General features: G+C 29.7%; 17 protein-coding genes. 11 read left to right on the plus strand and 6 right to left on the minus strand.

Translation table 11 applies throughout. From position 1 onward, the window contains the following. Nucleotides 1-38 precede the first annotated feature (38 nt). Nucleotides 39-1,118, plus strand: coding sequence for a glycosyltransferase family 4 protein (locus tag C7H52_RS10180; RefSeq protein WP_106463793.1), 1,080 nt, complete (start codon nt 39-41; stop codon nt 1,116-1,118). On the opposite strand, the gene C7H52_RS10185 is transcribed toward C7H52_RS10180, so the two are convergent. Beyond that, nucleotides 1,107-1,961 carry a hypothetical protein gene (locus C7H52_RS10185; RefSeq protein WP_106463794.1) on the minus strand — a complete coding sequence of 285 codons (855 nt, stop codon included), beginning with the start codon at nt 1,959-1,961 and terminating at the stop codon, nt 1,107-1,109. The genes C7H52_RS10180 and C7H52_RS10185 overlap by 12 nt on opposite strands. Before the next feature lie 52 nt (nt 1,962-2,013). On the opposite strand from C7H52_RS10185, the gene C7H52_RS10190 reads away from it, so the two are divergent. After that, nucleotides 2,014-2,922: a glycosyltransferase family 2 protein gene (locus C7H52_RS10190; RefSeq protein ID WP_146130038.1), complete on the plus strand. Its 909-nt coding sequence runs from the start codon at nt 2,014-2,016 to the stop codon at nt 2,920-2,922. On the opposite strand, the gene C7H52_RS10195 is transcribed toward C7H52_RS10190, so the two are convergent. From C7H52_RS10195 to C7H52_RS10205, 3 genes are read right to left on the minus strand one after another with little or no spacing between them, the layout of a single operon-like run. Continuing rightward, nucleotides 2,912-4,132: a glycosyltransferase gene (locus C7H52_RS10195; protein ID WP_106463796.1), complete on the minus strand. Its 1,221-nt coding sequence runs from the start codon at nt 4,130-4,132 to the stop codon at nt 2,912-2,914. The two genes, C7H52_RS10190 and C7H52_RS10195, sit on opposite strands and share 11 nt — an antisense overlap. Beyond that, nucleotides 4,122-5,258 (minus strand): glycosyltransferase, encoded by a 1,137-nt coding sequence (locus tag C7H52_RS10200; RefSeq protein WP_106463797.1) that lies wholly within the window; start codon nt 5,256-5,258, stop codon nt 4,122-4,124. Before C7H52_RS10200 ends, C7H52_RS10195 begins: the two co-directional genes overlap by 11 nt. A gap of 3 nt (nt 5,259-5,261) precedes the next feature. After that, nucleotides 5,262-6,443 (minus strand): glycosyltransferase family 2 protein, encoded by a 1,182-nt coding sequence (locus tag C7H52_RS10205; RefSeq protein WP_106463798.1) that lies wholly within the window; start codon nt 6,441-6,443, stop codon nt 5,262-5,264. Nucleotides 6,444-6,549: 106 nt separating this feature from the next. Between C7H52_RS10205 and C7H52_RS10210 the strand changes: the two genes are divergently transcribed. Beyond that, complete coding sequence (locus tag C7H52_RS10210; RefSeq protein WP_106463799.1) at nt 6,550-7,371, plus strand: glycosyltransferase family 2 protein; 822 nt, start codon at nt 6,550-6,552, stop codon at nt 7,369-7,371. On the opposite strand, the gene C7H52_RS10215 is transcribed toward C7H52_RS10210, so the two are convergent. After that, nucleotides 7,355-8,359, minus strand: a complete 1,005-nt coding sequence (locus C7H52_RS10215; protein ID WP_106463800.1) for a glycosyltransferase family 2 protein — start codon at nt 8,357-8,359, stop codon at nt 7,355-7,357. The genes C7H52_RS10210 and C7H52_RS10215 overlap by 17 nt on opposite strands. 77 nt (nt 8,360-8,436) lie before the next feature. Between C7H52_RS10215 and C7H52_RS10220 the strand changes: the two genes are divergently transcribed. Genes C7H52_RS10220 through C7H52_RS10235 form a run of 4 tightly spaced genes read left to right on the plus strand, consistent with a single transcriptional unit; the run spans nt 8,437 to nt 12,028 of the window. Further along, on the plus strand, nt 8,437-8,985 hold the full coding sequence (locus C7H52_RS10220) for an L-threonylcarbamoyladenylate synthase (protein ID WP_106463801.1): 549 nt from the start codon (nt 8,437-8,439) through the stop codon (nt 8,983-8,985). Nucleotides 8,986-9,009: 24 nt separating this feature from the next. After that, nucleotides 9,010-10,425: a CCA tRNA nucleotidyltransferase gene (locus tag C7H52_RS10225; RefSeq protein WP_106463802.1), complete on the plus strand. Its 1,416-nt coding sequence runs from the start codon at nt 9,010-9,012 to the stop codon at nt 10,423-10,425. Between the two features lie 9 nt (nt 10,426-10,434). Beyond that, nucleotides 10,435-11,460, plus strand: a complete 1,026-nt coding sequence (locus C7H52_RS10230; RefSeq protein WP_106463803.1) for a COX15/CtaA family protein — start codon at nt 10,435-10,437, stop codon at nt 11,458-11,460. Nucleotides 11,461-11,509: 49 nt separating this feature from the next. Beyond that, nucleotides 11,510-12,028: an IS1096 element passenger TnpR family protein gene (locus C7H52_RS10235; RefSeq protein WP_106463804.1), complete on the plus strand. Its 519-nt coding sequence runs from the start codon at nt 11,510-11,512 to the stop codon at nt 12,026-12,028. Between the two features lie 50 nt (nt 12,029-12,078). Here C7H52_RS10235 and C7H52_RS10240 read toward each other — a convergent pair whose 3' ends face one another. Continuing rightward, complete coding sequence (locus C7H52_RS10240; protein WP_106463805.1) at nt 12,079-13,236, minus strand: CHRD domain-containing protein; 1,158 nt, start codon at nt 13,234-13,236, stop codon at nt 12,079-12,081. A gap of 125 nt (nt 13,237-13,361) precedes the next feature. On the opposite strand from C7H52_RS10240, the gene C7H52_RS10245 reads away from it, so the two are divergent. Genes C7H52_RS10245 through C7H52_RS10260 form a run of 4 tightly spaced genes read left to right on the plus strand, consistent with a single transcriptional unit; the run spans nt 13,362 to nt 20,354 of the window. Further along, entirely contained in the window at nt 13,362-14,264 is a 903-nt protein-coding gene (locus C7H52_RS10245; RefSeq protein ID WP_106463928.1) for an ABC transporter ATP-binding protein, read from the plus strand. Next, nucleotides 14,264-15,100, plus strand: a complete 837-nt coding sequence (locus C7H52_RS10250) for an ABC transporter permease (protein WP_106463806.1) — start codon at nt 14,264-14,266, stop codon at nt 15,098-15,100. Before C7H52_RS10245 ends, C7H52_RS10250 begins: the two co-directional genes overlap by 1 nt. A 59-nt stretch (nt 15,101-15,159) precedes the next feature. After that, a complete protein-coding gene (locus tag C7H52_RS10255) occupies nt 15,160-18,489 on the plus strand; it encodes a T9SS type B sorting domain-containing protein (RefSeq protein WP_245918597.1) in 3,330 nt (1,109 codons plus the stop codon). Nucleotides 18,490-18,521: 32 nt separating this feature from the next. Continuing rightward, entirely contained in the window at nt 18,522-20,354 is a 1,833-nt protein-coding gene (locus C7H52_RS10260; RefSeq protein ID WP_106463808.1) for a T9SS type B sorting domain-containing protein, read from the plus strand. Nucleotides 20,355-20,366: the final 12 nt, after the last annotated feature.

The following is a 20,366-nucleotide window of genomic DNA, read 5'->3' on the forward strand; positions in this document are numbered from 1 at the left end:
TTCTTAAAGTTTTATTTATTTTGTTTAAAATTTCAAGTATGCCACACATCTTTCTAGAATCTCATAATATAAATAACTTATATTTTGGATTAGGTCAATATAATAAACAGCTTATTGAGGCATTACATATAGAAATTTTAAAACAAAATGATGATTTAGAATTTACGGTAATGAGTTCTAGAAAATCATCTTTTTCTAAAAAAATTTTAAACGATTTTAAGCATAAGTCTTATAAATCTATTTACCGCAAAAAATGGTTTAGAATTAGAAAAAAATATGACTTATGGCATTCTCTAAATCAAAATACAAAAATTGAGCCTTATCACAACATTCCATATCTACTTACAGTGCATGATGTCAATTTTATGGAAGAAATGACCGGCGAAAAATTAGAGAAACATAAAAAACGCTTTGAAAATAAGTTGGCTCGTACCAATGCAATTACTTATATTTCTAATTACGCTAAATCGATGACACATAAATACTTTAATGTTCCTAACGTTAAAGAGTATGTGATCTATAATGGCAGTGCAAATATTAGTAATAAATTAGTAGAAACGCATGAACCCGAGCATGCTATAAAAGGAAAATATTTGTTTTTTATAGGGGAATTTTTAGAGAAAAAAAATATTCATACCTTAATTGAAATGCTTGTGCATTTACCTGATTTCACCTTGCTTTTAGCTGGTAAAAACACTACTACTTATGCCGATAAGTGTCGACAATTAATTGAAGCCCTAAATCTCCAAGAACGTGTTATTATAACAGGAAAGATTAGTGAAGAAGATAAGTGGTTTCATTATAAAAATTGTACTGCGTTTGTATTTCCTTCATTAAGGGAAGGGTTTGGATTACCGCCAATAGAAGCTATGCAATTTGGAAAACCAGTTATTCTATCCAACAAAAGTGCATTACCTGAAGTTGGAGGTCCACACGCTTATTATTGGGAACATTTTGAACCTAAATATATGGCTGAATTAGTTATAAAAAGTTTAGACAATTTTCAATCCAACCAATTACTTAAAAGTGAAGCAATAAAAACATATGCACAAAGTTTTTCTTGGAGTAAAACAGCTAAAGAATATATACAGGTTTATAAAAGTTTATTACTTAAATAAAAATTTAAACCACTGCCCAAAATTTTTACCAAAAATATAGCTTTTACTAGGTAGAATCTCTTCATAGTTTAGTGTCTCACTTAAATCCTCTATATTTTTAGCTTTTATTAATTCTAAGGATTTCCATTTTTCTGGTTCTATATAAAAAAAATCTTGCATTTGTTTATAATTGGAAGCGTTAACCGATTTCCATTTTTCCATAAAACCACTATTAACTTGAGTATCATGACCCCAGTTATCTAGCTTTTGCTTTAACTCTTCTTCTGTTCTAGATAAACATTCATGAAGTACTACAAAAGGCTTATAAATAATTTGCTGTTTACATTTACGCCCCACTTTAAACTCTGGTTTATTCGTGGTAACCAAAACTCGGGTAGGTTTTGAAACCACAAGAAATCCTTCGTCTACTTTTTTATAAATATTATAAAGAAAAACAGCTATTTGAATGCCTTTTTTAGAATTTAAAAGTTTGTTTTGGGTTAGTAAATACTTTGTAAATTCATTAAAATTAATAAAGTATTCATCTGCATCTAATTGAATACACCAGTTTTCTAAACCCATTTTTTCACTTAATAATTTCCGTTCTCTTACCTCACATTGCATAGAGCTTAAACCAGGAATATAAAAGTCATCTCTATAAATAATTATTTTAGAGTGTTTATCATAACTTTTTAACCAATCAAAAAAAGAATCTTCAATAACAAACTGCTCACCTTTCCAAGTGTTAAAATTTGCATCTAATGCCAAAAATATCTTATCTGAATGGTTATAAACGAAAGGAATTGCTTTTTTTAATAACTCATAATCATAAGATACTAAAAAACCAACATGTATTTTATTCATATAAAACTTATATCATACTATTATACTAACATCTATTTAATTTTATTTAATTTTGAAAAAAATAGATATCATGGATGTTTCTATAATAATTATTAACTATAACTCTTCTAGTTATACGTTAAAGTGTATTGAAACTATTATCAAATATACTAAAAGTCTAACTTATGAAATTATTGTAGTTGATAATAATTCAAAGACATCTGAGCTACAAGACTTAAAAAATGGAATTGAAAATTATACTGTTAAGTTAATTGAAAGCAAAATAAATTTAGGGTTTGGCGGAGGAAACTCTTTAGGCTATCAATTTAGCAAAGGAAAATATTTAGCTTTTGTAAATAACGATGTAGAGTTTCTTGAAAACTCTTTACTAAAACTTTTAAATTATATAAAAACAGACTCAAAAATTGGATGTCTTGGCTTACCTCAAATAAATAGTAATCATAAACCTTTTATATATAGTTACAGACAATTTCAAGGTATTTCATATCAATTATTTAAACAACCTAAGCCATACTCCTATTACTCTAAATTACATCAAAGTGATTTAAAAACACCTTTTGAAGTAGATTTGGTCTCTGGTGCATTTATGTTTTTTAAAACTGAAGCCTACAAGGCTTGTGGAGGATTTGACACTAACATTTTCTTATACTACGAAGAGATGGATATTGGGGAACGACTTAGAAAATCTGGATACCAAACTGTTTTTTATCCTGATGGTATTTTTTTACATCATCTTGGTAAGAGTTCTGTTAATGTAAAAATGAAAGTAGAGTTTACTATCGCATACTTATATGTTATCCAAAAAAACTATAGTTATTGGTATTACAAAACTATACAAACCATATTATTTTTTAAATATGGTATGAAAGCACTAGCTAAACCAAAAAAATACGGTCAACCATTTGCCATAGTTGCCAAAGGTGGAAATGGATTAGCTTATAGTTTACGCGTTAAGAATTAATTATTTGCAGTAGCGTTTTTTCAGTTTCTATAAGGGAAAATGGTTTTAGAATGTCTTCACATTTTGAACTTACTTCTTCCCAGCTTTGCTTGTTTTCGTATAAATTTAAAATTAGCTGAGCAAAATCCTTAGCGTTATTAGCCACCATTTTTGATCTAACACTACCAAACTCAAAACCTTCTTCTCCTACATCTGTAGTAGCAAGTGGCAAGCCATGTTCTAAACTTTGTCCTATTTTACCTTTAATACCAGCTCCAAAACGTAATGGAGCAACAAAAACACGTGATGAATTTATAATAGTATCAATATCATCTACAAAACCCATTATATTAAAGTTAGGTGACTGATAAGATTTTATTTGATTGGTTATAGTGCTTCCAACAATATTAATTTTAATATCGGGATGGCTTTTCCAAACTAAAGGCATAATTTCTTCAAATAAAAATTTAACAGCATCTATATTTGGCTCATGTTTAAAGCCACCAATAAACAGCAAATCTCTACGCTTTTCAAAAGGTTTAAAATACTTATTTTCTGAAATATAATTATGTATATTACTCAGTACCAATACTTTTTCTTTTTGTTCAAAATGTTTTTCTAGTAGAACTTTATCGGTATTTGAGATAGCAATTATGGCGTCTGCTTTTTTGCAATTATCCAATTCAATTTTTAAAAACTTATTAGCTTCGGATTTACTATACTTATTTTTAGAAAGTTCAAATTCACGCATAAATCTAACATAGTGAAAATCAACCATATCAAAAACTAATTTTGTGTTTGGGTTACAGGTTTTAATTAAATCATGATATGTATAAAAAATATTAGGGCGATGCAACCAAGCTGTATTTAATTTAAAAGCTATTTTTTTTATAAATAGTTCTTTTGTTACTAATTTATTAGCTTCTACTTTAGGTTCATAAACGTTAACGCCTAATGATTTAAAATAATTTATGTAGGTGCTATGGTATTTGTATTGCTTTAAATCTGCTAATAAGAAAACTCCAACGTCATTTTTTATAAGCAGTTTTATTATTTCTGTTAAACGGCGAGAGCCAGAATCTTTATTATATTCAGGAATAATTTCATCTACAATTAAAACATTATGAGATTTAAATGTATAATCTTCAAGCTTAAAAAAAGCTTCTTGTTTTATGAGTTTTTTCTTGAGTTTTAGATTTTTAAAATAGGTTTTAATTTTTTTATATAGCATCTTCAAAAAAGGTATCTAATTGTTTATAAACGCTTGAAGTACTTAATGTTTGATTATAAAATGAAACTGCTTCCGTTTTATTTTTATCATAAAAGTCTTGATTGTCCATAAGTCTATTAATATAATCTGCAAATTCATTAGCCTTGTTGGTTACAAGACAACCATTTGATGTCTTGTTTAGTAAACCATCAACACCGCGTTTATTACAAACAACAGGTAGACCAAAGGACAGTGCCTCTACTACTTTTATTTTTAGTCCAGTACCTGTAAACATTGGACAAATAGCAATTTTAGATTGCTGATAAAATGGTTCTAATTGCTCTGCAAATGGTACACAAATTACATTGTTGGAAGCTTTAACTACTTCTGTAATTTTACCAATAATTGTGATATTAATATTTGGATTGAGTAAGGGTAATACAGAATCCATAAACCAATTGATGGCAACTATGTTATGATGATTTTTACTAGCAACATAAATAACATCAATTTCACTTTTTATAGTAGTTTCGCATTTATTTATTTTATTAGCATGTGGAATTAGATATGATTTTTTATTTAAAAACTGAGAATACAAAAAATCTTCTTCTATAGATATACTCCAAACATAGTCAAACAAATTAGCAATTGAAATTTCTTTATTGAATAAATCTGGCCTATTGAATTGTGCTGATAAAAAGTCATGTGTATCCAAAATTTTTATAGCTTTTCCAAAATCAATCTCATCTATAAGTCTGTAATTATACGCGTACGAAATAATTACAATATCGTAACTTTCCTTTGCAATAAAGGTCTTAAGATCTTTAATTTGCCCAAAGCGAATTCGGTCGAACACTTTTTTATAATTGTTAAATAGACTTTTATACAATAGGACAATTCTGGAGAATGCATATTTAAGACCTGAACGTTTTCTTCTTTTTAAGAGTGTCCCTCGTCTAATTAAATTATTTTTTGTTAGCGTTTCAATATCATTTAATGTAAATGCATTCTTAATATGAGACTCTTGAGCTACAAAATCTACTTGAAACCCTTTAAACTTAAAATATTGAAGCAATTGATAAGCTCTTAAGTTATTTCCTTGGTTATGACTTAATGGATTTTCTGGATAGAAATAAAGAAGTTTCATAGTTTATCGTTTCAATCTAACAATTGATATTACCAATTTATAAAATAGATTTGAAGTAATTATTAAATTTTTAGTTTTTGCAAATTGCTTTATTAATTTAAAATATGAAATAGGCTTGTTTTTAGAATTTAGATGAGGATAAACCACTTCTACACCAATTCTTCTTAAGCGTTCCATGAGTTTAGCATCTAATTCTTTTTTCAAGACCAAAAACACTTGCCTCGAAGCGATATCGTGATTTTTAATAAGTGAGTTTACTAGGCTATCATTTATCTTATCTGATAAATAAACTTTTCCTACTGTAAGGTAGTTTTTTGCTAAGGAATGATATGAATATCTAGTTTCTGGCAAGTATTGTTCTAATTCTTTTTTCCATTTTGCAAGGAATTGAAATCTATTTTTTTTCAATAACATTGCTTTTTTATCATTTTTTTCTGCTGTATATGAGATGCTTTCAAAATGAACTAATTCTGCAAACGGATTGTAAATAATATGTTTTTTAAATTTATGTTTTAAAGTGATGCACAAATCTGTTTCTTCGTAATAGGCAGGTAAAAATTTTTCGTCTAATTGTACCAAAGTTTGATCTGGAAAAAATCGTTTAAGTAAAAGACAATAACCAGAACAATAATCTACTAATTTTAAAGATTGATCGAATGGCGAATCTGGCTTATGACCTCTACCTAAATTTGTTGTTACACCATTTTTAAATATTACAGAGCCAGCCTCTAAAATAATATTTGTGGGATGCATAGCTTTACTACCTACAGCTCCAACATTATTAAACTTTGAAAAGGTACTTAATAACTCTTGTAACAAATTAGGAAATACAATTACATCATTATTCAATAACAATATATATTCTCCTACAGACGATTGAATTCCTAAATTAATGTTTTTTAAAAAACCTAAATTCTGTCTATTATTTATAATTTTTAATCCTGCTATTTTTTCTAATAATTCAAGAGTATTATCTGTACTATTATCGTTAATAATAATAATTTCTGAATCGATACATTTTAACTCTGTTTTTAATGACCAAAGACAATTTAATGTATAGAGAATTTGATTGTAAACAGGAATAATTATCGATACTTTTGGATTTGAACTAATTTTTAAGTTAAACTTAAAGTTTAACCCTTCGAAAAAATCAAAATCGTGAAAATTATAATTAACTTTATCCATATAATTTATTGCAAAACTATCTAACTATACAATATTAAAATTATTAAGCTTAACAATAGAATAAAAAAGATATTAATTCTAATATTTTTAAACCAAAATTTTTATTATGAATTCGTTAGTTTCCGTTATCATCCCTTATTACAATAATGAAACTACCATTAAAGAGACTATAGAATCTGTTTTAAACCAGACCTATAAATTTATAGAAATAATTCTTGTAGATGATGGCTCTAGAGTTGAACTCCACGAAATTATCGGAGCTACATTTGATAAGCAAAACTTGACATATTTAAAACAAGAAAACTCAGGCGTTTCAATTGCCAGAAATAATGGTGCAAGAAAAGCAAAGGGAGAATTTTTAATTTTTTTAGATGCAGATGATCTTATTAAACCTAGTTATATAGAAAAATGCATTCAGAAGTTTGACCTTCCAGACACTAAAATTGTTTACACCGACGCTAGAATGTTTGGCAGGTGTACAGAACTTTGGAATCTACCTGTTTATACTAATTTTAGAGATTTTTTAAAAGATAATATTATATACATAAGTGCGGTAATTAGAAGAAATGATTTTATAAATGCAAACGGCTTTGATACCGAATTAACTCACTATGAGGACTGGGATTTATGGATTTCTATTTTAAAAAATGGAGGAAATGTCATAAAAATTAATGAAGAACTTTTTCTGTACAGAAAAACTGAATTTTTAACTTCTGCTACAGACCAAGCAGACAAGTCCAACAACATCAGAGCCATAAATAGACTTAAAATTTTTTTAAAGCATCATGATATATATTCAAAATATTACACCAATTTTGAAAATATGTTTTTTAAATATTTAGCTTATGAAGAGAGAAAAAAGAAAATTTCTTTTACTAAAAAATTGAAGCATAAATTAAAAGCGATATTTACTACAAAAAATTCTTAATCATCTTCTTGTACAAACGTTTTTTAAATTTAAAGTCTAATGAATTGTAGAAAGGTTTACATGATTTTTTAAGAAATGTAATTACTTGAAAATCTATTTTTTTTGATTTAAACAAGTAAACTTCTCGGGCCTCATTAATTATAATTTCTAACTCATTTCGAAATTCTAAATTCATTTCATAATCTAAAATTTCTTTACCTGCTTTTAAAACGTCAATCAATTTAATATTTTCTAATTGAGTTTGATATTTTAAAGCATATAAATAAATAAGGCTTTCTGAGAAAGTATACTGTTTTTCAAATAGTAAATTAAATAACTTGTGTCTTACTTTAAAATGTAAACTTTCAAGTTTGGTGTTTGCTGTATGGCTAACATTAGTATCGTGCCACCTGTAATTTACAAGTACTTTTTGTAGATTATAAAAAGTATATTGTTTTGTAGCTTTGGCTAAAAACTCATAATCTTCTATAGGAAAATAACTTTTATCAAAAGAAATAGTCTCAAAAACTTTTTTCCTAACTATAGCAGTTGGAAAACCAATATGACTGTCTACCAAAAAACGAGCTTTTATTTGCTGGTTTTCCGGTTTGTGTTTTATAATCTGTGATTCAATAGAGGTTCCAAATAATTTAAACCAAGTTCCGCAAATATCTATTTCCGGATGTGTTTGCATATAATTAACCTGAGTTTCAAAACGTTTAGGCAAATACACATCATCTGCATCTGCAAATGCTATAAGATGAGTTTTAGCTTCTTTAACCGCAAAAGAACGAATAAAGGCAGGCTTTTTATTTTCTTTAAAATCAAAAACCTGTATTCTACTATCTTGTGCTGCAAAATCATTAATAATGTCTAAACTACCATCTGTAGAACAATCATTTAAAATTAAAAATTCAAAATCCTGATAGGTTTGGTTTAAAATACTTTCAATAGATTCTTTCAAGTATTTTTCAGCATTAAAAACAGGCATTACAACCGATAAATTCATAATTTTAAAAAGCTAATAACATTTAACTATAATTCTAACAAATATAATTTTAATTTCGCTTTTACATTGCATATTGTATGATTTCTAAGGCTAAAACCATTTTACTAAACCAAAAAACTCTACTATACCCTACGGATACGGTCTATGGTATAGGTTGCGATGCGACCAACGAAACTGCTGTAAAAAAAATTTACACTTTAAAACAACGTGATGACAGCAAAGCATTAATCTGTTTGGTAAATGATGTGGCTATGCTAAAAAAATATATAAAGCATGTTCCAAACGAAGCTTTAGAGCTTTTAAAAAACGTCATTAAACCAACAACTATTATTTACAACCAACCCATTGGTCTAGCCTCTAATTTAATCTCTCAAGACAACAGCATAGCAATAAGAATTGTAACACAAGGATTTGCTCATGAGCTTATTACTGCATTTGGCAAACCTATTGTGTCTACTTCCGCTAATATTTCGGGGGAAGCTACTCCAAAAACATTTGATGAAATTAGTGAGCAAATTTTAAAAGGTGTAGACTATGTCGTAAATTTGTCTGTAAATCAAAACAATTCCCCATCTCAAATTCTAAAACTAGAACTTGATGGAACAATTACAGTAATAAGAGCTTAAAAAGCTCTATTATAAATAGTATCAATGAACCATAAAGACGCTTTACAACATTCTATTTTTAAATATATTACGCAAGCTGCACAACAATTAAATATAGAAAGCTATGTTATTGGTGGCTTTGTTAGAGATTATTTATTACAAAGAGGAAGTGCTAAAGACATTGATATAGTTGCAGTTGGCAGCGGAATAAACTTAGCCAAAGCAGTTGCAAAACTACTTCCTGAGCGCCCAAATGTACAGATATTTAAAACTTATGGGACCGCTATGCTTAAGTATAAAGATATTGAGGTCGAATTTGTTGGAGCGCGTAAAGAATCTTATAATGAAGATAGCCGAAATCCTGTTGTCGAAAATGGGACACTTCAAGACGACCAGAATCGAAGAGATTTTACTATAAATGCGCTAGCCCTAAGTTTAAATGAAAACACTTTTGGGGATTTATTAGATCCGTTTAATGGGATTGCAGATTTAAAGTCGAAACTAATCCGTACTCCACTAAATCCAGATATTACCTATAGCGACGATCCATTACGTATGATGCGTGCTATACGTTTTGCTACACAACTGGATTTTACAATTGAAAAAAACTCTTTAGAGGCTATTTCAAAAAACAGCGAGCGTATTAAGATTATAACCAATGAGCGTATTGTGGTGGAGTTACATAAAATTCTTGAAAGCAAAGTGCCTTCTATTGGATTTTTACATCTTGAGCAAACAGGCTTATTAGAATATATTTTACCAGAATTAACTGCTTTAAAAGGCATAGACGAAGTTGAAGGACAGAAACATAAAGATAATTTTTATCATACCTTAGAAGTAGTAGATAACATAGCACAAAATACTGATAATCTTTGGCTTCGATGGGCGGCTTTACTACACGATATTGGGAAAGCTCCCACAAAAAAATTCAGTAAAAAAGTGGGTTGGACATTTCACAGCCACGAGTTTGAAGGTTCAAAAATGGTCTATCAATTGTTTAAACGCTTAAAAATGCCTTTAAATGATAAGATGAAGTTTGTCCAGAAAATGGTTTATATGAGCTCAAGACCCATAGTTCTAGCACAAGATATAGTTACAGATTCTGCAGTTAGACGTTTGGTGTTTGATGCAGGAGATTATGTGGATGATTTAATGACGCTTTGTGAAGCCGACATTACGACTAAAAATCCTAAAAAATTCAACAAGTATCATAACAACTTTAAAATTGTTAGAGAAAAAATTATAGAAGTTGAAGAAAAAGATAGTATAAGAAATTTTCAACCACCTGTTTCTGGTGAAGAAATTATGGCTACCTTTAATATAAAACCATCCAGAGAAATAGGTCAGATTAAAGAAGCCATAAAAGAAGCTATTTTAGAAGGAGATATTCCAAACGAGCATGACGCAGCATTTCAGCTCATGCTAAAAAAAGGGAAAGAATTAGGTTTAACGGCTCAATAAATTAAACGTATGAAACGTTATTTCAGAAATATTGCTAAAACGGCTTTAGTACTTATCTACCTTGTAATTGTTGCGGGTGCTGTGGTAAGAATGACAGGCTCTGGAATGGGTTGCCCAGACTGGCCTAAGTGTTTTGGCTATTATGTCCCACCAACTTCTGCAGAAGAACTAGAATTTAAACCAAATCACGATTACCAGAAAGGTATTATTATTGTTGAAAACGAATCGTTATTAGTTGCTAAATCAAATTTTAAATCATCCGAAAAAATCAATACTACAAATTGGGATACTTACACTAAACACGACTATGCCATTTATAATCCAACCCATACCTGGGTGGAATATGTAAATAGATTAATTGGAGCACTTTCTGGCATACCAATATTAATATTTACTTTTATTTCATTCTGGTTCTGGCGTAAAAATAAATGGATTACTATAATCTCCATACTTACAGTTTTTGGTATGGCTTTTCAAGCCTGGTTAGGTAAAACTGTAGTTGATTCTAATTTAGCCCCATATAAAATTACTATACATATGGTTATGGCATTGGTTATTGTAGCATTTATACTTTACCTTATTTATGCCTCAAAAAAAACCTTCAAATTACATAAATATGATAAGTCGTTTAAGACATTAATTGTAATTGCTATTGCGTTATCCTTAATTCAAATTGTTTTAGGTACACAAATACGCCAAGATGTTGATGAACAAATAAAATCTATTGGTTACAATAAAACACTTTGGCTTGATCAGCCAGATTTTAAATTTTACATTCATCGCACATTTTCTGCTATTGTTTTACTTATTAATCTAGCGCTACTTTACTTAAACAGAACCCGTTTTTTAGGATATAACAAGTTATACTTTGTTTTGGTTTTAATTCTTGCTGAAGTGGCCACAGGTATTGCCATGTATTACTTCCATTTTCCATATTTATCTCAACCTATACATTTAGTATTGGCTAGCATGCTTATTGGAGTACAGTTTTATATCTTTTTGGAATGCCGATCTAAAAAAGAGAAAATCGCTTAAAAAAAGAAGTAACAATAGTATATTTGCCAATCAAAAAAATTCATAATTTATGATATACAGATTTAGAGTTATATTAGATAATGACACCAAAGAAGATATTTTTAGAGATATCGAAATTAGAATGACCGATACCTTAGAGGATTTACATAATAGTATTGTTCAGGCTTTTGGATTTGATGGTTCTGAAATGGCGTCCTTTTATTTAAGTGACGACGACTGGACTCAAGGTGAAGAAATTTCTTTGTTTGACGTAAGTGACAGTATGGACTCTGTAAGACTAATGAATGAAAGTATTTTAGATGATACGGTTCATAAAAAACAAACCAAGCTTATTTATATTTATGATTTTTTAAGCATGTGGACTTTCTTTGTGGAATTAGCTGAAATAGTAGATGAAGAAGCTGGAATAGACTATCCAAATTTAATGTTTGTTCATGGTCAAATTCCTGATGCTGCTCCAGATAAAGTGTTTGAAGCAGAAGATGATGATTTTGATTTAGACGACTATGATGATGATTTTGACGTTGAAGATTATGATAATCTAGATTTTGATGAAAATTGGAATTAAATAAAAAAATCCCCAAAATTATTTTTGGGGATTTTTTTTAAACTTATCTACTAATTAGTAATAGATATTGATCCGGTCATTGTAGAGCTAAACTCACTATTATAAAATAAATTGTCTGGTGCATTATCTGGTACGATAAACTCAAGTGTTCCAGTTTCATTACCATTTCCAGAAACACCATCATTATAACTGTCTGCTATTCCATTACCTTGAATAGTTTTAATATAAAAAGGCTCTCCTGTAACATTTAAATTAAGAATATAAGTGTTTCCTCTTATAAATGTTAGGTTTGGATTTTGCGCATCCATTAGTCCATTTCCATTAAATATGTATGCCGTATCATCCACATTCGTAACATCGTAACTTATGGTTTGAGGTATAAAAACACCTTCATTACTTCCAATATTTGTTGTGGCAACAATAGCCATGGTGTTATCAGGTTCCTGAATATTGATATGACCATTATATTCTAGTAAATCATCAAAACCAAAGAATTCTGTTGTTCCATCCAAGTTTGATAAATTAGTTATACTTAAACCAGTTTCTCCATTAACATCATTAAAAGTAAATGTAATAGAGCCAGTTGTAACTACATCATTTTCTCTCAAATTTGCTAAATAACTTGTGCCAACAATTGTTCCCTGCAACTCTAAAACAGCTAAAGCTTCTCCATTATTTCTTTCAAAAAAATTAGCTGTGCCACTTATCCCCGATAAATCAACCTCACTAAGATTATAAAACTTTACTTCTCCTGTTAAATCATTTTGACCAATATCGCCCTGAGCAACTAAAGTATTCAAATCGCTTTCACTTTGGTGCACATTAATGTAACCATCAAAATTTCTTAAAGTATTATAGTCAATTGGAGTTCCATCATCTAAAGCACTTACAGTTACTGTACTTTTTCCTGAAATTCCACTTACAGTGCCAAGTGTTAAGGCTATGGCTCCTGTTTCAGCAGCAGTATTGAAATGTAGGTGTGCAGGGTGCATTTCACCTTCAATAGTATTAGACAATTCTAATTCTATTGTTACTGTTCCATTTGTGTTTTCAATAAAAGTTGCAAAACCAGTTATTGCAGGATCCGAAACAGAACCCAAATCATATACCTTTGTATCTCTTTGATTTAAGATATCTGTATTTTCATCGCTCTCACAATTAAATAAAACTCCAAATAGAATAAGGCTTAACAATAATTTCAACTTCATAGTCATAAAAAAATTTTAAGGTAAATATAAACATTGTCTACAAGAATTCAACATAAATCAAAAAAGCTGTAACAATTATGACAGTTTATCGTCGAACCATTAAACCACAAAACATCAAATTTATTTTGGACACTATTCTTAGCATTAACAATTTATCGAAAAACTACGGTAAACTTAAGGCTGTAAACAACCTTTCTTTTACCATAAATAAAGGTCATGTTTATGGGATTTTAGGGCCAAACGGTAGCGGAAAATCGACTACTTTAGGTATCGTTTTAAACGTTGTAAACAAATCTGGAGGTACATATAGTTGGTTTGATGGAACTATTACAACCCATGAAGCCTTAAAAAAAGTAGGAGCCATCATTGAGCGCCCTAACTTTTACCCATATATGTCCGCTTATAAAAACCTAAGACTCGTTTGTAAAATTAAAAATATAGATGAGTCAAAAATTAATGAAAAACTTGAGTTAGTTGGGCTATTAGAACGTAAGGACAGTAAATTTAAAACCTTTTCTTTAGGAATGAAACAGCGTTTGGCAATAGCGTCTGCACTGCTAAATGATCCTGAAATTTTAATTTTAGATGAGCCAACAAATGGGTTAGATCCACAAGGAATACACCAGATAAGAGACATTATTAGAAAAATTGCTGGGCTTGGAACTACAATTTTATTGGCTTCTCACTTACTTGATGAAGTTGAAAAGGTTTGCTCACATGTGGTGGTACTAAGAAAAGGAGAAAATTTATATACTGGTCGAGTAGATGAAATGATTTCTACTAATGGTTTTTTTGAATTAAAAAGCGAAAACTTAGAAGCTTTAGCTCAGTGTTTAGAACAGCATCAAGTTATTAAAAACATAAAAATTACTGATGATTTATTAACAGCTTATTTAGAAGACGAATTATCGGCAAAAGACTTAAATGAGTTTTTATTTCAACAAGGTATTACCTTAACACACTTAGTTAAACGAAAAGAAAGTCTAGAAGAGCAATTTTTACAACTAACCAATAAAACAGACCATTGATGATACGTTTATTACATATAGAATTTATAAAGCTTTGGAATAACCGAGCTAGCAAAGTATTAATATTAGCTTATTTTATTTTATTAGCTTGTATTGCTTTAATTGCATCGATAAAATTTAATATTGGTCCAATTAAATTTCACTTAGCCGAACAAGGAATTTTCAATTTTCCATATATATGGCATTTTAACACCTACGTCGCAGCCTCATTAAAATTCTTTTTGGCGGTTGTTATAGTTTCAATGATGGCTAACGAATACAGTAATAAAACCATAAAGCAGAATCTTATTGATGGGTTAAGTAAAAAAGAGTTTATTGCTTCAAAATTCCTAACTGTAATAGTATTCTCATTAATTTCAACAATTTTTGTATTCATCATATCATTACTATTAGGTTATAGTTTTTCAAGTATTACGGAACCCTATCATGTTTTTTCAGATTTAGAATATTTAATAGCATTTTTTATAAAACTAGTTGGTTTTTTCTCCTTTTGCTTATTCTTAGGCATATTAATTAAACGTTCGGCATTTGCTTTAGGTTTTTTGTTTGTGTGGTTTGTAGGTGAAAAAATAGCTTACGGGTTTTTAAGATTTGAAATTGAAGCTACCAAAAATAACTGGGAGTCTATTACGCAGTTTTTCCCATTAGAGTCTATGTCAAATCTTATAAAGGAACCAATAACTCGTTTAGGTGCCGCAAAAGAACTTGCAAAACAAGTTGGAGAAAAATATTCATTTGACTATGCTGTACATTTTCATGAATTATTAATCGTTGTCGGTTGGATTAGCATTTTTACAATTTTATCCTATACACTGCTGCAAAAAAGAGACTTATAATGCTTATAATTTAACATTTAGTCGAATACTCATTCTATTTTTTGTAATATCTTTGTTACATGATGAGATTGACCTACTTTATAGTTTTTACATTATTACTCCTTGCCACTAATATTACTGCACAGCAACAAGCTTCCAATTGGTATTTTGGTAACAATGCGGGAATTAATTTTGATGCAAATAATAATATTACAAATTTGAATAATGGACAACTCTCTACTATTGAGGGCTGCACATCAATATCAAATGAAAGCGGACAGCTTTTAATGTATACAGACGGAAAAACTGTTTATAATGCTGCACATACAGTAATGCAAAATGGTAATGGATTAAAAGGGGATCAATCTAGTTCTCAGTCTGCAATTATTGTACCTAAACCAGGAGATCCAAATATATACTATATATTCACTGTAGGGTCTAATCAAGGGGTTTTAGGCCTTAACTACTCTACTGTAGATATGACAGGTGATAATGGACTTGGTGTCGTTATCCAAAAAAACTTTAATTTAATACAAGCTTGTGCTGAAAAAGTTTCTGCTGTTCTACAGGATTGCAATACTGGAAATATATGGGTCTCTGCGTTTTCAAGTGTCAGCGGAACAAATGTAAGTCAAATGAACACCTTTCATTCTTTTGAAATTTCAAATACAGGAGTGAACCCACTAGCAGTTAAAAGTGTATTTACTAATATAAATATAAGTGAATTACGTGGAAATTTAAAATTCTCACCTGATGGAACCAAAGCAGCAAGTGCAAACATAGGATCGGGATTATTACTTCTAGACTTTGATGTTAATACAGGACAATTTAGCAATTTAGAAATTCTTTCTTTTACTTCTAGTTATAATAAACCTTATGGTGTAGAATTTTCTCCAAATAATAGATTTCTTTATGTGGCTGCCTCAAATGATTTTTTTAGTTCAAGCCCATCCGATAACAACAATGCAGCGAACCATTTATCTTCGTTGACTCAATTCGATGTTAATGCTGCTAATGTTTCAAATAGTCAAGTTGTATTAGATGAAAGAAATCTTTATAGAAGTAGTCTACAATTAGGTCCAGACGGAAAAATCTATAGATCTATGAGCAGTTCTTATGATACAGGCTTACCTTCATTAAGTGTTATAAATAATCCAAATGAATTGGGTTTCGCTTCAAATTATTTGCACGCTGCCATACCACTAAATAATTTATCAAGACAGGGTTTACCGCCATTTATAGCTTCTTTCTTTAAAGAAAGTATAGACATTACTCCTAACAATATGACCTCTGACATTAATCTTCCTTTATGTACTGGAGATTCTTATACTTTAGAGGCAGAAGTAGTACCTAATGGTGTTTATGAGTGGTATCAAAATGACATACTACTTCCAACACCAACACCACAAAATGAATTAACAGTAACTGAAGCAGGCACCTATAAGGTTATAATTGGTAACACAAATGGGGACTGTAATGTTTTAGAAGGTCAGGCTATTGTAACTTATTATGATATACCAATTGCCTCAACTCCAAACCCTTACTTTATTTGTGATGATAATGACGATGATTTAGCTAATTTTGATTTAACTGTTCAAGATTCATTCATTTTAAATGGTCAAGATCCAAACATTTATCAAGTATTATATTTTACAAATCAAGTAAATGCCAATAACAACACTAATCCTATAATAGGCACGTATCAAAATACAAGTGTACCTCAAACTATATATGCTAGAGTTCAAAATATAGGAAACCCAGATTGCTTTGCGTTAACACAATTTCAAATTGGGGTTTACGATACTCCAGAAATAGTTTCATTAGCTAATTTTGAAGCTTGTGATGATACTTCTGACGGAGATGATGCTAATGGACAAACTACAATAAACCTATCTGCATTTAATGCTTCCATTTTAGGATCACAAAACGCTTCAGAATTTACTATTACCTATCACATAGATGAAAATGGAGCCATTAACGATTCTGGAAATTTGGGTAACTCTTATTACAACACAACACCATTTAATCAGACATTATATGTTAGAATTGAAAACAATTTAAATGAAGACTGTTATGAAACCGCTTCTTTTCAAGTTACTATTAATCCAGTACCTACAGCAAATAATGTTACTTTAAAACAGTGTGACGAAGATGGCGTTTCAGATGGAATTACTCAATTTAATTTAAATGAGGCTTTTGATGAAATTACAAATAGTAGTACTACCAGCACAATTATTTTTTATGACACTTTAAATAATGCAAATGCTGAAACTTCGCCAATCTCTGCAGAAAACTACACCAATACCTTACCAAATGAAACTGTTTACGCAGTTGTGACAAATGACTCTACTGGTTGTAAAAAAATAGCTGAAATTAATTTAGAAATTAGCAACACTCAAATTAGTGATTATACTGCTCCAGAAGTTTGTGATGAATTGGGTTCTGAAGACGGTATGAATACGTTTGATTTAAATAGTTTTACAAGTATAATTTTAAATGGTTTACCAGGTGGTATTACTTTAAATTATTATGAGACTTTAGATGATGCTGTTTTAGAAAACAATCCATTACCATTAAGTTATACCAATACAACTCCATACAATCAAATTATTTATGCGAGAGCAGAAAGTGGTAATGACTGTTTTGGTATTAATGAAATAACTTTAACAGTTAATCCTAGACCACAATTAGATGATGATGAGCTAATTTATTATTGTTTAAATGAATTTCCTATTACACAAACATTAGACAGTGGTTTAATTGGAGACCCTAATAATTTTGATTTTAGTTGGACTACCGGAGAAACAACACCTTCTATAGAAGTAAACCAAGTTGGGGTATATACCGTTACGGTTATTAACCCTAATACAGGTTGCCAAAAATCCAAGACAATAACAATAGAAGCATCAGATATTGCAGTAATTACTCAACCTATTTATGTAAATGATGGTAATAGTTTAAATAATGTTGTTGACGTTAGTGTAACTGGTAGCGGTACTTACGAGTATGGCTTATTAAATCAAAATGGAGATTTTTACGGATACCAGGAAACAGGTTTATTTTATTATATCCCTGCTGGAATCTATACCGTTATGGTTAAGGATATCAAGAATAATTGTGGAATTGCAGAGCAAACTATATCTGTAATTGGTTTTCCTAATTTCTTTACACCAAATAACGATGGATTTAACGACTTTTGGCAAGTTAATGGTGTAAACGAAATTTTTCAGGCAGATGCAGAAATTTATATTTTTGATCGCTACGGAAAATTATTAACCCGAATTAATCCTACTGGTCCAGGTTGGGATGGCACTTATAACGGAATACCTATGCCTACTAACGACTATTGGTTTATGGTAACTTTAGAAGATGGAAGAGTTTATAAAAATAATTTCACTTTAAAAAGATAAAGCATTATATTTAAGCATCTTATATCTTTAAAATGCTTAAAAAATTATTTTTTCTATTTTTTTTATATTCAGGAGTTTTTTTCGCACAAGAAATTACGAGCTTCCAACAATATAACGGGCGTTACGACTATACAGCTATAGGAAACACTTTAAACCCTGCAGAAAATAATTTAGATGGAAGTTTTTGTCAGTTGTTAAGCTCATCTTCAGCCGACTTAAATTTAGATCCCGCAAACGAAATAATTGCTGCTTATTTATTTTGGGCAGGTTCTGGAATGGGAGATGAAACCATTACATTAAACAATCAAGATTTCACTTCCGAACAAACTTTTAATGTGTTCTATAACGAATCTCCAACTTCATCTCTACCCTATTTTTCTTGTGTTGCAGATATTACGTCCTTTGTACTTTCTGAAGGTAACACCAATTATACACTTTCAAATTTAGATGTCTCTAATGTGTTGACACCTAACACCACTTATTGTGGAAACCGAACTAATTTTGCTGGCTGGAGTATTTATATTATTTATAGAAACGATAATTTACCACTAAACCAAGTAAATCTTTTTGTGGGTTTAGATATTATTAATCGATTTGTTCCAGAAAAAGAAATCATTATAGATAATTTAAATGTGTTAGATAACCAAGATGCAAAAATTGGATTTTTAGCTTGGGAAGGTGACAATGCATTAAATTTTGGAGAAAGCCTTCTAATTAACGATAATATCTTATCTAATCCTCCATTAAATAATTCAGATAATGCATTTAATGGCACAAATACCTTTAGCAATAGTAATACCTTATTTAATATGGATTTAGATGTGTATGATATAGAAAACAACATAAATGTTGGAGATACACAAGCTACAATAAAGCTAACCACTGGTGGATTTGACAGTAATGGTTTCTATAGAGCAGATTTAATTATTTTAAATAATATTATTACCGTTTTAAACAGTCAGGTTCCGGATGCCTCAGTAGAAAATTTGAATGTTGATGTGGCTTGTAATACTAGAGAAGTTTCATTAATCTATGATATTACTAATTTTAATTCTACAGAAGCACTTCCTGCTCAAACAGCGATTGCCATTTATGCTAACAGTACATTAATTGGACAGTCTCAAACCTTTAATAGTATTAATATTGGAGATTTTGAAACACATCAGGAAACTTATATAGTACCAGATCAAATTCCATTAGATTTTACTTTAACTATTGTTGTTGATGATGATGGTGCTGGAAATGGTAATGTTTTAGAAATACTGGAAACTAATAATTCTGCTCAAGATAATGTAGTATTGTTTCCTGCACCAATGATTATTCCACTTAACCTCTTTGAAACATGTATAGAAACAACCAATGTCTATTATTTTAATTTAGAAGACGCATTAACACCTACACTTCAAAACAGCTATCTATCTTTTTCTTATTTTGAATCCTTAGAAGATTTAAATCTACAGCAAAATGAAATTTTAAATATTACCAATTACAGTAGTCAATTTTTCCCTGAAGTTATTTATGTTTTAGCAGAAAACACTTCTTGTTTTGATATTATTACTATAACCCTTCAAATAGATAACTGTCCTCCATTTGTTTCAACAGGAATTTCTCCAAACAATGATGGCTTAAATGATATATTGAATATTAATTTTTACAATAATAACAATCCAGTTTATGATTTATATATCTATAATCGTTATGGCACGCTTACTTTTATTGGATCTCAAAATCAACCTTGGGATGGAACTTCTAACCGTGGTATAAATAAAGGTAAAATTTTACCTGTTGGCACTTATTACTATGTGTTAAATGTAAATAACAGCCCTGAAAAGCAATTAACAGGATGGGTTTACCTTAATAGATAAAGGTTGTTAACA

It is taken from the genome of Aurantibacter aestuarii (assembly GCF_003008425.1).
Lineage (GTDB): Bacteria > Bacteroidota > Bacteroidia > Flavobacteriales > Flavobacteriaceae > Aurantibacter > Aurantibacter aestuarii.